Consider the following 14,889-nt stretch of genomic DNA (forward strand, 5'->3'; position numbering starts at 1 on the left):
CACAGACGCTATTACAAATTCTGCTTTTATTTATCCTATCGCCCACAGCAGCGCGAGCCCGTCGGGCTACTCGGCGAGCAGAACCTCGACCCGATTGTCGATTTGCCGGACCTGATAAACCTTCACGTCGCAATCGACCGGCTCACACAACGCCTTTCCCGTCTTGACGTTAAACATGCCGCCGTGCAGCGGACATTCGACGACGTCGTCATCCAAAAAGCCATCCGTCAGTAACGCCATGCCATGCGTGCACAAATTGTCGGTGGCGAAAATCTCGCCATTTACTTTGTAGAGCGCGACCTGAAAATTGCCGACCTCAAAGGGAAGCATTCCCCCTTCGTCGATATCCGCGCTCTGACAAATCGCATGCCAACTATCGTCGCTCATCGTCTGCTCTTCTTCTGTATCTTGGAAAGGAATGCTGCTGCGGTCGGTTACATTTCGACGAAGACCGTTGCCTCTTCGACAACGACCGGAAATGTCTCCGCCTGAAGCTCGCGTTCGGCGACCGCAGTTTCGTTCTCGACGCACGTCTTGTACTGTTTCGTGAACATGCGCTCCGGATCGCAATGCGACTTGCCTGTCTTCAGATCGAACTCCCATCCGTGCCAGGGACAACGGAGCATTTCGCCGGGCCGCGAGAGCTTGTAACAGCCGGGTGCTTTCGATTCCGGCAATCCAACGACAACCCCACGGCTGAGCTTTGCACCCTCATGCGGGCAACGATTGAGCAGCGCGAAGAAGTCACCACCCACGTTGAAAACACAGATTTCACGGCCGCGGATGTTCACGACCTTGTTGCTCCCCGGCGGGATTTCTTTCACGTAAGCGATACGATGTTTGGGCATGTCAGAACCGGTAGAACTGTTCGGCGTTGTCGCGGCAAATTTGCCGGCGCTCTGCGGGCGTCAGCTTGATGCTGAAGGCGTATGCGGGATCATCCTGATCCCAATGCGGATAGTCGGTGGAGAACAGCAGCCGGTCCCAGCCGACCCAATCGAAGGTGCGGCGCAAGTCATCCGACCCGCCCGGTTCCTCCATCGGCTGGGTCGTGTACCAGAAATTGCGCTTCACATAATATGACGGCGGATGATCCAGATGGGGTACTTCGCTGCGCATCCGCTCCCACAACCGATCCATACGCCAGACAAAGCTGGGCACCCATGCGAAGCCGATTTCCACCAGCACAACCCTGAGCTTGGAGAAACGCTCGAACACGCCCTCGAGAACGAGGCTGCTCATGGTCGCCGGTCCGCCCATTGTGGTGGCGTAATGTTCCTCCATGTAAAATGACGGCCAGCCGCCTCCTGTCGATGCATGCCCACCGACGCCATAGGAGTGAATACCAAGCGGCAGGTTATGAGCTTCGGCCGCCTCATAGATCGGCCAGTAACGTTGCCGCCCAAGCGGTTCACTGCTACGCGGCGCCAACATGATCTGAACGAAACGCCGATCGCGCGCACAACGCTCGATTTCCTTCACCGCGGCAACGGGATCGTCCTGCGAAACAACGAGTGTGCCACGCAGGCGCGCATCTTTGTCCAGCCATTCCGCCACCTGCCAATCGTTGTGCGCCATCGCGAGCGCTTGCGCGTATCCCAAGTTGCGCTCGCTCCCGACGTTACCGAAGAGCGGGATGAGAATGCCGTTGATCACATTAAATGGATCGAGATGCTGCTCGCGCATGAAGTCGAGATCGGAGCCCGGCGGACCGCCGGATGGCGGCCAAGCATCGCGGCGGCAAATCAACGGCGCCGAACGTGGATACTGCGTCGTGTTGATGAAGGGTTGCCGCAGATGCCCGCCGAACTGCTCGGAATGCTCCTGCCATCGCTTGGGCAAAAACGGGTACAGGCTCTTGCCGTTCTTCGGAAGCGGATGAATATCGCAGTCGATGATTCCGGCATCGGCTTTCTTGGCGACTCCCGCTTGAGGACTCTCGATAACTGTCATGTTAGACCTCCCGCAGCCGAGCGTAGGTTTCAAATGGATTTTCCGTGCGAAGCTTCCGCATCAGATCCGGCTGCCCTTGCAGCGGCACGGCGTCAGTGCCGTCGAAATTCCAGCGGGGATAATCGGTTGAGAAAAGCAACATGTGCTCGCCGACCTGCTCGACCAACTCCCGAATCACTTGCGCATCCTTGGGACCGTCGAAGGGCTGCAGCGTCAGCCGTACATGCTCCGACACAATTTCTGTTGGCGACCTCTTGAGCCACGGGACTTCCATCCGCAGGCCGCGCCAGAGCTTGTCGATGCGCCACAGGAAGGACGGAAGCCATGTCACGCCGGAATCTATCAGCACGACCTTCAGCTTCGGATATTCTTCAAACACACCTTCGGTAATCAGGCTGAGCAGTTGCGTTTGCACACCGACGCTTTGTGCGACCTGATCTTCGATGTGATAGGAAGGCCATCCATTGGTCCATGGCGCGAACCGATAGGTGGTGCCGGAATGAATTCCGACCGGAAAACCGTGGGCCTCCGCAGCCGCATAGATCGGCCACATGGCGCGACGACCGAGCGGCATGTCGCCCATGGCTATCATCGAAACCTGAACAAATCGCCGGTCGGATGCGAGCCGCTCGATTTCCAGCGCGGCCTTCTCCGGATGCTGCCAGGGCAGGATAATCGATCCACGCAGCCGTTCGTCCTTGCTCAGGAATTCCTCGGCAAGCCAGTCATTCATCGCACGACACAAAGCCACCGCTAGGTCTGCATTGTAGACAGCCTGAGCGCCATAAAGGCAGTTGCAGATGGCGATATCAGTGCCGAAGGGTTCTAGCGCCAGTCTCCGGACTGTCTGGACATCGCTGCTCGCCTTCCAGTCCGGCCGCAAGGCCGGACCGATGTTCGAGATGTCACTGGTCAACTCCAGACGATCGATTCCACGCGTCGTGACCTGCTCGCGCCAGTAGTCGTCGAGATACGGCATCAGCTTTGCCGTTGTCGGCAAGGTGACGTGAACGTCACAATCGATTTTCTTCTCGGAGACCAGGGACTGAAGCATGAGCGTTCTTCCGATTCAAGATTGCAGGTGACAACGGTCAGTCAGCGCTGATGCCCGCAGCGCGGATGGTTGCTCCCCACTTATCGGTTTCCTTGCGAATAAACGCAGTGAACTCTTCAGGTGACGACCCGACGGGGTCTGCGGCCTGCTTCCTGAACGCCTCCTGCACCGCCGGCGACTTGATCGCTTCTACGATCGAGCGATTCAGCTTCATGACAACATCCCGCGGAGTCCCGGCCGGCACCACGATGCCGGTCCAGCCCGTCGCCTCGTAATCCGGCAACCCGCTTTCGGCAATGGTCGGCACGTTAGGAAGCAGCGGAGAACGCTTTTTGCCTGTGACGGCCAGCGCGCGCAGCTTGTCGCCCTCGACAAGCGGCATGGTCGTAATCATGGAGTCAAACATCAACTGGACATGTCCGCCCATGAGATCGTTGAGCGCGGGCGCACTGCCCTTGTATGGAATGTGAGGCGCTTCGATGTTGGCCTGCTTGACAAACAGCTCGCCCGACAGATGCATCGACGTACCCATTCCACCGGATGCGCGATTGAGCTTGCCGGGATTTTTCTTGGCGTAATCGATCAGCTCCTTTACCGATTTCACCGGCAGGTCCAATGCGACGACAAGCATCAAGGGATATTGCACCACGAGCGAAACCGGCTCGAAATCCTTGATCGGATCGAACGGCAGCTTCTTGAACAATGTCTGGTTGATCGCGTGCGTACCTGTTGTGGCGAACAAGAGCGTGTAGCCATCCGGCGCGCTTCTCGCGACAAACTCCGCGCCAAGATTGTTCCCAGCACCGGGCTTTGGCTCGACGATCACAGGATGGCCGAGCGATGCCTGCATCTTTTCCGCTAGCATTTGCGCGGTAATATGTGTGGGGCCACCAGCAGCGGCAGGTACGATGATCTTGATCGTCCGGCTCGGAAAATCATCGGCCAACACGGTTGAAGCCGCCATACAGGCCGCGCCGAGAGCCAAAACCTTCAACAAATTAATTGATCGCCGCATCGTTTTCCCCTCTTTCAATGTTCGACTGTCGAACTTATTGTCGACTATCGAACAAAGCTAACTGCAGACGAGGGGTTTGGCAATGACTGTACGCGTCAGCGATCCGTGGACAGACCTCTCGAAGTGGCCGGGCGGTAGCGACACCTTTGTCGAAGCCTTCGCGAAAGGCCTCGCCGTCATTTCGGCGTTCGGTGATCACCGCAAACTAACCCTCACCGAGGTCGCACGACGCGCGAATCTGCCGAGGGCAGGCGCGCGACGCTTGCTGTATACGCTGGTCACGCTCGGAATGGCGCGCCAGGAGGGTGACGACTTCATGCTGACCCCGCGCATTCTTCAGCTGGGCTTTTCGTATCTGTCATCACTGTCGCTGCGAGAGGTGGCGCAGCCCGTGATCGAGACGCTATCCCGCAAGGCCGATGAGGTCGTCGCCATCTCGGTGCTGGACGGCGCAGACGTCCTCTACATCGCACGCGCCGAAGTCACGAGCGTATTGCGACGGGGGTTGACCACCGGAAGTCGCATTCCGGCGTTCTGCACGTCGATGGGGCGCGTGTTACTCGCAGGGCTGCCAAAAGACGAATGCTCGGCGGTGCTCGCCAATTCGGAACGGCGTCAATGGACACGAACCACAGTGACCGACGTTCGCAAGCTTGAACACGAAATCGAAAAGGTCCGCTCAGTGGGCTGGAGCATGGTGGTCGAAGAACTCGAACTTGGCGCGTACGGCATGGCTGTCCCGATCTATGGCGCTAACGGCAGCACGATCGCCGCCATCAACCTGTCCACAAATCTGGCGCGTCATTCTCCAAAGGCGCTATTCAAGAAATTCATGCCCGCACTAAAGGCCGCTGCCGACGATATCTCACAACACCTGATTGCATACGAGCAGTAGCGCTTCGCATAGGAAATAAGGAAAGGTCGCCATCCATAATCCGCGACACGATGGAGCTGGTCGAACAAATCGCGAGGTTTTTCGGGCACCGAAATATTTGTCCGCCTATGTCGACATTCTCAATATGCACCTCGCTGCAATAGGAAGAGAAGACCTACTCGATAGCGATGTCGATATCGGTACGCAGCTAGAGTCCGGCGTTTCTTCGCGGACCCTTACTCTCGCTGATCGAGCTTGGGCTATCGCGCGTCAGCGCGGTCGCGTTGTACGAAAAGATTGCGCGAGATGACCTCAACAAAGAGGATTGCATCGCTTGGGTGAAAGAACGCGACACTCAGTTTGAGGGCATGGGCATTCCGGTCATCATCCTTCGGCGCCAAACTACTGCCTGAAGGTAGTTCCGGCGCCACCACATCAACGTCCTGATGAAATTGGGAGACTTTGATGGCTAAAAAGCCTGTTACCATCCCCATCACTTCAGCAAGAAGGGCGATACGGCTGCGTTCCTGCAGGCAATCCTTCACAAATATGATGTTGGAGACAAAGTCAGCTTGTCATCACGTAGCGCGAATGGCGCTCGACAAGCGTCGCGACATAGCTGTTCCTGGATCCACCGATCAAGTCGCCCTCCCAATGGCCTCGGACCGCACGATCTTCAACAGAAGCCGGCCTTTCGCTGATGGACACAGCATTCTTTATCTGCCCGAGCCCGTTTCGTTTCAGGCTGGCATGTTTGGAGCGGCGGATAGTGCGTTTCGCTCTCAGGTGCTCAAGCAGTTCTTTTTTCAGCACGCCGCGCGCCTGAATGAACAGGCTGCGATAGATCGTCTCGTGTGACACCTGCTTCTGAGGCTCCCCCGGATATCTGCGCTTGAGCCAGCCGGCAATTTGCTCCGGTGACCATTGCCGCCGCAGCCCGACCGATACTGTCCGCCTCAAGAACCGACGGCAAGCCAGCTTGCAAAGCTTGGGACGTCGTGCCCGATCCCAGGCGGCTTGATCCGACCGAGCAGCCCGATAGCGGTCCGGTCCACCATTGCGATGGACTTCACGGCTGATGGTCGATGCAGATCGTTTCAATTGGCGAGCAATTGAACGCAACGAACATTGCGCGCTGAGCGTTTCACCTTCGGTGAACCACAGGCGCGGGCCGTCAAGACCTCCTCCAATTTTGCATCGAGCAGGACCACCAGACGCCGCGCGAAATTGGGCTCTGGTGTTTGCGGGCTCAGGAACAGATGACGTTTATGAAACCAGCTCGCGAGCGCGTTCGGAAGACGCCGTCGCCAGTAGTACATAGCTTTTCTTCGATAGAGATGAGTTGCGGCTGACACGATCGCTCCGTGTGAAGCAGTCATGTGTTGCACGCTGTGGCTCAGCGCCCCACCTAGGTCGATTATTCAATGTTTTCAGCGTGTTGCGTTTTATTGGCTGGGGCGGGAGGATTCGAACCTCAGCCGACAAGCATCTTAACCTTTTGTAATCACGCGCGATATGCACGCCTCACCGACGCCTGTGATACAGTGCTGTGATACGATTTACAAGCGACGGCCGATCTCCGCAGCTCTACGTCTTCGTTCAAAAACCGCTCGGGCGGACTAAAGGCGAACCCGAGGAAACTTCGCTCGCGATCCTCGATTCTTTCGCGGACGCCATCGCGAAGCGCCTGCTGCAACTATCCACCAAGCGTGTCTAGAACGACCGCATCGCGTGAGGCCTATGACGAGAGGAGCGAGGGATCCACATTCCGACGCGCCCGCTCGGAAACCGGATCTTCGATCCGGTGGCTCCGATCCCAGACGTCACGCCGTCTCCGAAACGCGATCTGTTCCTGACGGACGTCGTCGAGGTCGTGAAGGAGGCGACGACGGAGGCCGGCGTGTTGCTGTCGTGAAGTCCGGCGATCGCTTTGATCGGCGATTCCCTTGGCTCTCTCGGCCAGGCCAGCAAGTCATCCGAGTTCATTTTTGAGGACTTCGATGCCCTTCCTCGGGCGCCTCAGTTTCGAAACTCTCGCCCTGCCACGTCCACTTGGCTGCGGGCTTAATCGAGACCTCTGGGCCCGACTGACAATACGGAGCGTCTCCTGTTCCAGAAAGGTCGACCGTCGTTGCTCCAAGGCAACCATCTTGCCGACAATCGTCGTCATGTCCGCAGCCGAGAAGGCTCGCAACGATTCGGTGAGGACGTTGCCGAGCGCGCCAAGACTCAAGCTGAGCGACATGGCGGAAGACTCATCTGGCGCTTCGACGATTGTCACGACGTCATACCATCCCTCCGTCCAGAAGATGTCCTTCACGGCCACTCCAAACGTCTTCGCCAATTGCTTGAAGGCATCTGCCCGCTTTGGGGACTCCTTAGCGTTGCGGATTCCTTGATCGGTGAACTTAGCAAGCGCGACATACGTTAACCATGGTCGTCCTCATTGGTTAGGACCCTGTGTAACCTGGCATGAGCGGCTCCATAAATCTCAGCATAGCACGGTTAGGGAGGTGCGAACTTCAGCGCCAAAATCCGAATAGTATCAATGGTGTTGTTATGAGGTCATGAGCTCAGAGAATGTTGAAAAAATCCGTGAAATCAGAGCGTTATGCAAAAGGTACCGGCAAAAGGACGAAGCGAAAGAGATATTTTGAAAGGCACCCGCACCTGCCACGAACAGCGTTCCATGGCTGTCTTTACGTCCAGCCCGCGCAAGAACAGTTGAAACCTTCCAATGGAGGCGTATTTCTGGGATTGAATGGCATTGTCATCAAGAGCCACGGAGGTTCCGACGCTGAGGTTTTCGCAGACGCCATCAATCTCGGTTACAAATTGGTGCCCCAAGAGTTGCACTCCGAAATCAAGCAGACAATAGCATCTGCGGTCAGACGGCGCGGCCACAAACGGAGGACGTTATGGCGTGGCGTGACGACAAGGCTAGGGCAACCCTGATCCGCGAGGCAGCGGGAAGCATGCAGCCGGGCAAGACGCCCCGAGCCTTTGCCGAGCTTCTGTTCGGCCACACCATGATCGAGGATCTCGCCAACTACGATGCCGCCTCCCTGGCCTTCCTGGCAGAACAGGCCTGGGAACATGTGCAGCGACGCACGGCAGGCAGTGCCGATATCCGCGTTATCAATCCGATGATGCCGGACGGGCGCGAGATTTCCGTGCTCGAAGTTCTAAACGACAACATGCCCTTCCTGTTCGATTCCACTATGGCGGAGCTCGCCGAGCAGGGCATTGAAGTCACGCTGGTCGCCCACCCGATCATCGCCGTGGAGCGCGATGAGCAAGGCAAGCTCCTGCGTTTCCACGGCGAAACGCTGACAGAGGGGGCAAAGGGCGAGCGCGAAAGCCTGATCCATTTCCACATCGCCCGCCTGGACGCCGATGCCGACCGCCAGAAGCTGATCGAGGGCCTTGCCAGGACGCTCAACGACGTGCGCGCCTGCGTCACCGACTGGGGAGCCATGCGCGCCCGTGTCGAACAGGCGATCAAGACCTTCAACTCCAATCCGCCGCCGCTGCCGATCGACGAGATCGCCGAAGCCAACCAGTTCCTGCAATGGCTGTGCGCCGACAATTTCACCTTCCTGGGCCTGCGCGAATATCGCTTTTCGCCCGACACCGATGCGTCGGACGAAATCAGCACGGACCAAGGCCTCGGCATCCTGCGCGATCCCGATGTGAAGATCCTGCGCCGCGGCAACGAAATGGTGGTGATGACGCAAGAAATCCGCGAATTCATGCGCGAGCCGACCATCCTCATCGTCATCAAGGCCAATGTGAACAGCCACGTTCATCGCCGCGTCCGCATGGATTATGTCGGCATCAAACTCTATACGCCCGACGGCCGGCTCGAGGGCGAACTTCGCCTCGTCGGCCTGTTCACCTCGAGCGCCTACACCCGCTCGGTGCGGCAGATCCCCTATATCCGCCTCAAAGTGGCGCAGGTGCTTCAGCGCGCCGGCTTTGACCCGGAAAGCCATTCGGGCAAGGCGATCCTGCATATCCTCGAAGAATATCCGCGTGACGAACTCGTCCAGGTCGATGCCGAGACGCTCTATAATTTCCTCATGGAAATCCTGACGCTTTATGAGCGTCCCCGTGTGCGGGCGTTGGCACGGGCCGATAAATTCGACCGTTTCGTCTCCATCCTGGTCTTCATTCCGCGTGATAAATATGACATCGATGTGCGCACGCGTGTCGCGGCCTTTCTCGCGCAGGTCTATAAGGGGCGCCTGGCAGCTTCCTACACCTCCTTCCCCGAAGGGTCGCTTGCCCGCGTCCACTACATCATCGGGCGCTATGACGGCGAAACGCCTGTCATCGAGCGTGCCACCCTGGAAGCCGAGATCAGCGCCATCGCCGCGACCTGGGGCGACAAGCTAAAAGCCGCGCTCGCCACCACCACCGACGGCATGCGGGCCCGCATGCTCGCCAACCGTTATGCCCAAGCCTTCACCGGCGGCTATACTGAAGCCTTCGGCACATCACAGGCCATTGCCGATATCGTCACCATCGAAAAGCTCACCTCGGCTCGTCCTGTGGCGATTTCGGTCTACCGCATCGAGGGCGAAGACGATCCAACGCGCTTCGGCCTCAAGGTCTTCTCGCATGGCGCGCCCCTGTCGCTCTCCTACCGAGTGCCGGTGATCGAAAATCACGGCCTACGCGTCGTCAACGAACGCACCTATAAGATCGTGCCCGGCGCCACGCCGGCACCCGCGTCGGTCTGGCTGCACGATATGACGATCGAGGCCAATGACGGCAAGCCGATCGTTATCGGCGTGGAATTCAAACATCGCCTGGAAGCCTCGATAATGGCTGTGCTGGGCGATCGCGCCGAATCGGACGGCTATAACGCCCTCATCCTGCGTACAACCTTAGGCTGGCGCGAAATTTCGACCATCCGGGCCCTCTCCCGCTACCTGCGCCAGATCCGCGCGCCATTCAGCCAGGACTACATGTGGGAGACTTTGCGCAACAACACCGCGATCACCGCCAGCATTGCCGCTCTGTTCCGAACACGCTTCGATCCGCACCTCGTCGCCACCGACGCCGAACGCTCGACACGCGAGACGACCCTCCTCGCCGAGATCGAGGAGCAGCTCAAATCCGTAGCCTCGCTCGACGAAGACCGCATCCTGCGCCGTTTCACCAATCTGGTGCTGGCAACCATCCGCACCAATCTGTGGCAGATCGGCCAGGACGGGCATCCGCGTCCGGTGATCTCCTTCAAATTCGAAGCGCGCAAGATCGAAGACCTGCCGGCGCCGCGACCACTTTACGAAATTTTCGTCTATTCACCGCGTGTCGAGGGCATTCATCTGCGCTTCGGCAAGGTAGCGCGCGGCGGCCTGCGCTGGTCCGACCGGCCGCAGGATTTCCGCACCGAGATCCTCGGCCTGGTCAAGGCACAGCAGGTCAAGAACGCCGTCATCGTGCCGGTCGGCGCCAAAGGCGGCTTCGTGCCCAAACGCCTGCCGCCGCCGTCCAATCGCGATGCCTGGATGGCGGAAGGCACCGAAACCTACCGCATCTTCATTCGCTCGCTGCTCGAACTCACCGATAATCTCGATGGCGACACGATTGTGCCGCCCGACAATACCGTGCGGCACGATGGCGATGACCCCTATCTCGTCGTCGCCGCCGACAAGGGCACCGCCACCTTTTCCGACATCGCCAACACGATCTCGACCGAGAAGGGCCATTGGCTTGGCGATGCTTTCGCCTCCGGCGGCAGCCGGGGCTATGACCACAAGAAGATGGGCATCACCGCGCGCGGTGCGTGGGAAGCGGTCAAACGCCATTTCCGCGAGCTCGGCACCGATATCCAGACCATGCCCTTCACCGCTGCCGGTGTGGGCGACATGTCCGGTGACGTCTTCGGCAATGGCATGCTCCTCTCGCCGGCGACCAGGCTCGTCGCTGCTTTCGATCACCGCGACATCTTCATAGATCCCTCGCCCGACCCGGCCATCAGCCACGCCGAGCGCCTGCGCATGTTCAACCTGCCGCGGTCGAACTGGCAGGACTACAACAAGTCGCTGATCTCGCAAGGCGGCGGCGTGTTCTCGCGTTCGCTCAAGGCAATCCCGCTGGCGCCGGAAGTGCGGGCCTTGCTTGATCTCGACAAGCCGCAAGCCACGCCCTTCGAGGTGATCACGGCGATCCTAAAGGCACGCGTTGACCTCCTCTGGTTTGGCGGCATCGGCACCTATATCCGTGCTTCGGGGGAAAGCGACGATCAGGTTGGCGATCGCGCCAATGATCCGATCCGTGTCACGGGCGCTGATATCCGCGCCCGGGTAATCGGCGAAGGCGCCAATCTCGGCGTGACCCAGCGCGGCCGCGTCGAAGCGGCTCAGAAAGGCATCAAGCTCAACACCGACGCAATCGACAATTCGGCCGGGGTCAATACCTCTGACGTCGAGGTCAATATCAAGATCGCGCTGGCGCGCCCCGAACGCGATGGGCGCCTTAGCCAGAACGACCGCAACAGCCTGCTTGCCGCGATGACCGCCGAGGTCGGCATGCTGGTGCTGCGCAACAATTATCTGCAGACGCTGGCGCTTTCGCTGACCGAACGCAAGGGCGTGGCCGAGACCGGCTTCCTCACCAGACTAATGCAATCACTCGAGCAGCGCGGCCTCCTTGACCGCAGCGTGGAGTTCCTGCCGGACGATGTGGTGATCACCGAGCGCACCCGGCGCGGCCAGCCTTTTACCCGGCCGGAACTTGCCGTGCTGCTCGCTTACGCCAAGCTGACGCTTTACGATGATCTGCTCGTCACCAGTGTGCCGGACGATCCTTATCTCGCCCGCGAATTGTCCCAATACTTCCCGCCCGAGGTTCAGGACAAATTCCCCGATTCGGTGGAATCCCATCGCCTTCGGCGCGAGATCATCTCGACCAATCTCGCCAATGCCCTGATCAATCGCGGCGGCCCGGCTTGCGTGGTGCGCCTGATCGACGAGACGGGTGCCGACGTGCCCACCATCGCCATGGCCTTCGTGGCGGTGGATGAATCCTACGGCCTCAAGCGGCTGAACGACGCGATTGACGGGCTCGACACCAAGATCGAGGGTCAATTGCAACTCGGCCTCTACGCCTCGGTTCAGGATCTCCTGCTCTCCCGCGTGGTCTGGTCTGTGCGCAATGTCGATTTCAGCGCCGGTCTGGAAGCGGTGATCTCGCGCTTCGGCTCCGGCATCCGTGAGATCGCCGCCGGGCTCGACAATACCCTGCCCCAGGACATGCAGGCCGGGCGCAGCAAGCGCCTGCAGGACCTGACCGATGGCGGCGTCTCGGCGGAACTTGCCGGCAAACTCGCCGATCTCGACACCTTGGTCTCCGCACCCGATATCGTGACGGTCGCAGGGCGCACCAACCGCGCCATCGGCGATACGGCCACGACCTTCTTCGCCGCCGAAGCCAATTTCCGTCTCGACCGCATCATCGCCGCCGCACGCGCACGCGGCATGCAGGCGAACGATTTTTTCGAACGTCTCGCCATCGATCGCGCCGTTGATCAGATCGCGGGCGCCGAAAGAAGACTAGTTGCCGATATGCTGGCAACCGGCCAGTCCGGCCAGCAGGCCGCCGAGACATGGCTCGCGGCCCATCCTGAAGCGACGCGCATCCGCCGTTCGGTCGAGGAGATCGCTGCCGGTGGCCTGACGCTCGCCAAGCTGACGGTGGCGGCGAACTTGCTGGGTGATTTGGTGAAGGGTTGAGAGGGCACGCTCACGACAAGCGGTTTGGAGGGTGCGCAGATGGACCGGCGGCAGGCAAGATATCCAGAATCTCTTGTGCCGAGGCACCATTGGGATAACGGCGGACCGCTCGTTCGATTGCGGTGAGCGCATCATCGGGGATCTGGTCCGCCAAGCGCCTTTCTGTGGCCATCGTCACTCACATCAGTCTTGAACCTTCGGTCACGACCAATCGCCGCGCTACGCGAAACACCAAACCATTGCCCTATCTCAGCGAAGGACGCACCGGCCTCTTTTGCCTTCAATAACTTCTGTCGAGATTCGCATTCCAGATATCTGGCATTTCCGAATCTCCAGTGGAGATTCCTGTGTGTACCGAAAACTTAAGCTCGGACGTAGTGGTGGAAGTCCGCCGATGACGGGGTACGATTTGATGCTCCCTGTGCACTGAACTGGACGAGAGACCAGTGCATCTTTATCCAATGACCGATGCGTTCTGATGTCGTTGTAGTAGTGAGCATAGGACCGCAAGGTCCGGCGTAGATGCGCTTCGCCCAGGACAATCATATGATCGACGCACTCGCGCCGGATTGATCCAATCAGCCGTTCGGCAAAACCATTCTGCCAGAGCGAGGCTGGTGCGGTAGGCCTGTCCCGGATACCCATGGCGCGCAGTCGCCGTATGACGACGGCACCATAGATGTGGTCACGATCGCGGATGAGGTAGCGCGGGGCCTCATCCCAAGGGAATGCCTCGGCTAACCGGCGTGCGATCCATTCTGCGGTCGGGTTTGTTGTAACGCTGATCCAGACGAGGTCTCTGCGGTTGAGCCGGACGATGACGAAAGCATAGAGTAAGTCGAAGCCAATGGCCGGGACAACGAACAGGTCCATCGCAGCAATATCCGGAGCATGATTGCGCAGGAAGGTGCGCCAGCCCTGGCTTGGCGGCCCTCGCCGCTTGACCATGTACTTGGCGACGCTTGACTGCGCGACCTCAAACCCGAGCTTGAGCAGTTCGCCGTGAATACGTGGCGCGCCCCAAAGCGGGTTTTCGATGCTCATCCGCCGGATCAACACACGGATGTCCGTCTCGATCTGCGGCCGCCCTCCCCGAGCGCGACTTCCAACGCCAATAGCAGCGAAAGCCGGCCCGATGCCAACGCACCAGCATCTCGGGGCGGATGATCGTGAGGACCTGCAGGATCGACGGGAACCATCGATACAATTGGATAAAGAACCAGCGATCATTGTTCGTAAGCCGGGACCGGCCGCGCATCTTGCGCCGCAAAATGATCAATTGGTGTCGGAGTGCCGCATTCTCAGTCTCAAGCCGACTTCGACTTGAATGGCGAAGGCCAAAACGAAACAGAGCAGCCCGATCATTCCGCCAGCTTAGGCGATTCCATCACGTCATCAACGCGGTTAAGGTTTTCGGTACACACAGCGCACGGCGTAAAGTAAAATGCGTCAGCACTAGTTGATTGCCGTTACTTCATCTCAATGAGCAGATCTTTGGAATCGACTTGGGCGCCTGCGCCGACGAGGATGCTGGCGACAGTGCCGTCGCGCGACGGCGTACAGCACGGTCTCCATCTTCATCGCCTCAAGTATCATCAGCACATCGCCGACCTTAACGCTTTGGCCCGGCTGGATGCTGACGGTGGACGCTAGGCCCGGCATCGGCGCGGCAACGTGGTTGTCGTTGCCCCGTCTTGCGGCGGGTCTTGATGGTGGACACCGCGGCACGGTTCGGTACGGTGATAACGCGCGACGCCGCCGATCGGCTCGAAGAATGGAGGCGCCATTTATAACAACGACAGACCCATACCTCGCTCGGCAACTTGACGTCGAACGAGTTCGCACGACAAACTCAAACAGCCCGGGAAATTGCCTAGAACCTGGACCACAAAACGGGGCAGTTCCATCCATCCGAAAAACATACTTCAGGGAGGACCACTTCAAAGGGGGCAGATCAGCCGCGGAGCACAGGATAATTAGCACTGCGACCTCCTCGACTCAGCAGCGATCGAACCGCGTCTCTGCCAGCAGTCGCTCGAAAACGGGAATATTGGGGGTATCGGCCGGAGACTTTCGCTCATTCTGCCGCGAGACAACGCTAATCGGGAGTCCGGAGACCGCACGATGGGAATGAGGTTTTCGGTACACACAGCGATCATCGCGCAAGCGACAATTTGCGGCGGGCGGGCAAACTGATCGCGCTGACGCGCGGCCGGTTCGCGCATTTCCGGATTATCGCATTTGTCTC

12 protein-coding genes and 2 pseudogenes are annotated in these 14,889 nt (G+C 59.1%); 3 read left to right on the forward strand and 11 right to left on the reverse strand.

Annotation, left to right across the window (positions count from 1 at the left end; all coding sequences use genetic code 11):
• Positions 1-66: 66 nt before the first annotated feature.
• The 5 genes from YH63_RS01605 to YH63_RS01625 are packed head-to-tail and all read right to left on the reverse strand — an operon-like array spanning position 67 to position 3,971.
• On the reverse strand, positions 67-387 hold the full coding sequence (locus tag YH63_RS01605; protein WP_046829115.1) for a non-heme iron oxygenase ferredoxin subunit: 321 nt from the start codon (positions 385-387) through the stop codon (positions 67-69).
• Positions 388-434: 47 nt separating this feature from the next.
• Positions 435-848, reverse strand: a complete 414-nt coding sequence (locus YH63_RS01610; protein WP_046829114.1) for a Rieske (2Fe-2S) protein — start codon at positions 846-848, stop codon at positions 435-437.
• Between the two features lies 1 nt (position 849).
• Positions 850-1,953, reverse strand: a complete 1,104-nt coding sequence (locus tag YH63_RS01615) for an amidohydrolase family protein (RefSeq protein WP_046829113.1) — start codon at positions 1,951-1,953, stop codon at positions 850-852.
• A gap of 1 nt (position 1,954) precedes the next feature.
• Positions 1,955-3,007: an amidohydrolase family protein gene (locus tag YH63_RS01620; protein ID WP_046829112.1), complete on the reverse strand. Its 1,053-nt coding sequence runs from the start codon at positions 3,005-3,007 to the stop codon at positions 1,955-1,957.
• A 37-nt stretch (positions 3,008-3,044) separates the two neighbouring features.
• Positions 3,045-3,971, reverse strand: coding sequence for a Bug family tripartite tricarboxylate transporter substrate binding protein (locus YH63_RS01625; protein WP_246657991.1), 927 nt, complete (start codon positions 3,969-3,971; stop codon positions 3,045-3,047).
• Between the two features lie 133 nt (positions 3,972-4,104).
• Between YH63_RS01625 and YH63_RS01630 the strand changes: the two genes are divergently transcribed.
• Positions 4,105-4,917, forward strand: coding sequence for an IclR family transcriptional regulator domain-containing protein (locus YH63_RS01630; protein WP_046829110.1), 813 nt, complete (start codon positions 4,105-4,107; stop codon positions 4,915-4,917).
• Positions 4,918-5,156: 239 nt separating this feature from the next.
• Here the strand turns inward: YH63_RS01630 and YH63_RS21550 are convergent, their stop codons facing one another.
• From YH63_RS21550 to YH63_RS21965, 4 genes and pseudogenes are all read right to left on the reverse strand, one after another.
• Positions 5,157-5,441 carry a hypothetical protein gene (locus tag YH63_RS21550; protein WP_046829109.1) on the reverse strand — a complete coding sequence of 95 codons (285 nt, stop codon included), beginning with the start codon at positions 5,439-5,441 and terminating at the stop codon, positions 5,157-5,159.
• A 31-nt stretch (positions 5,442-5,472) separates the two neighbouring features.
• Positions 5,473-6,021 (reverse strand): annotated as a pseudogene (locus tag YH63_RS01645) (IS30 family transposase); the annotation flags it as partial.
• Positions 5,994-6,275: a DUF6538 domain-containing protein gene (locus YH63_RS01650; protein WP_349642961.1), complete on the reverse strand. Its 282-nt coding sequence runs from the start codon at positions 6,273-6,275 to the stop codon at positions 5,994-5,996. The gene YH63_RS01650 and the pseudogene YH63_RS01645, both read right to left, overlap by 28 nt.
• 593 nt (positions 6,276-6,868) lie before the next feature.
• Positions 6,869-7,288 (reverse strand): GYD domain-containing protein, encoded by a 420-nt coding sequence (locus YH63_RS21965; RefSeq protein WP_083992668.1) that lies wholly within the window; start codon positions 7,286-7,288, stop codon positions 6,869-6,871.
• Between the two features lie 344 nt (positions 7,289-7,632).
• Between YH63_RS21965 and YH63_RS21770 the strand changes: the two are divergent.
• A pseudogene (locus YH63_RS21770) lies at positions 7,633-7,851 on the forward strand (hypothetical protein); the annotation flags it as partial.
• Complete coding sequence (locus YH63_RS01665) at positions 7,815-12,641, forward strand: NAD-glutamate dehydrogenase (protein WP_046829107.1); 4,827 nt, start codon at positions 7,815-7,817, stop codon at positions 12,639-12,641. The pseudogene YH63_RS21770 and the gene YH63_RS01665, both read left to right, overlap by 37 nt.
• A 249-nt stretch (positions 12,642-12,890) precedes the next feature.
• On the opposite strand, the gene YH63_RS01670 is transcribed toward YH63_RS01665, so the two are convergent.
• Together YH63_RS01670 and YH63_RS21970 are read right to left on the reverse strand one after the other, a co-directional pair.
• Positions 12,891-13,685 carry an integrase core domain-containing protein gene (locus YH63_RS01670; protein WP_246657992.1) on the reverse strand — a complete coding sequence of 265 codons (795 nt, stop codon included), beginning with the start codon at positions 13,683-13,685 and terminating at the stop codon, positions 12,891-12,893.
• Between the two features lie 435 nt (positions 13,686-14,120).
• Positions 14,121-14,552, reverse strand: coding sequence for a biotin/lipoyl-containing protein (locus YH63_RS21970; protein ID WP_433995108.1), 432 nt, complete (start codon positions 14,550-14,552; stop codon positions 14,121-14,123).
• Positions 14,553-14,889 lie beyond the last annotated feature (337 nt).

Origin of the sequence: Afipia massiliensis (assembly GCF_001006325.2) — a bacterium.
GTDB classification, from domain to species: domain Bacteria; phylum Pseudomonadota; class Alphaproteobacteria; order Rhizobiales; family Xanthobacteraceae; genus Afipia; species Afipia massiliensis_A.

Bases quoted from the DNA above. Each gene is read 5' to 3' on its own strand.
- YH63_RS01630 (WP_046829110.1), top strand. From the start codon at position 4,105: ATGACTGTACGCGTCAGCGATCCGTGGACAGACCTCTCGAAGTGGCCG.
- YH63_RS01615 (WP_046829113.1), bottom strand. From the start codon at position 1,953: ATGACAGTTATCGAGAGTCCTCAAGCGGGAGTCGCCAAGAAAGCCGAT.
- YH63_RS01620 (WP_046829112.1), bottom strand. From the start codon at position 3,007: ATGCTTCAGTCCCTGGTCTCCGAGAAGAAAATCGATTGTGACGTTCAC.
- YH63_RS01650 (WP_349642961.1), bottom strand. From the start codon at position 6,275: ATGACTGCTTCACACGGAGCGATCGTGTCAGCCGCAACTCATCTCTAT.
- YH63_RS21970 (WP_433995108.1), bottom strand. From the start codon at position 14,552: ATGGATGGAACTGCCCCGTTTTGTGGTCCAGGTTCTAGGCAATTTCCC.
- YH63_RS01665 (WP_046829107.1), top strand. From the start codon at position 7,815: ATGGCGTGGCGTGACGACAAGGCTAGGGCAACCCTGATCCGCGAGGCA.
- YH63_RS01670 (WP_246657992.1), bottom strand. From the start codon at position 13,685: ATGAGCATCGAAAACCCGCTTTGGGGCGCGCCACGTATTCACGGCGAA.
- YH63_RS01610 (WP_046829114.1), bottom strand. From the start codon at position 848: ATGCCCAAACATCGTATCGCTTACGTGAAAGAAATCCCGCCGGGGAGC.
- YH63_RS01605 (WP_046829115.1), bottom strand. From the start codon at position 387: ATGAGCGACGATAGTTGGCATGCGATTTGTCAGAGCGCGGATATCGAC.
- YH63_RS01625 (WP_246657991.1), bottom strand. From the start codon at position 3,971: ATGGCGGCTTCAACCGTGTTGGCCGATGATTTTCCGAGCCGGACGATC.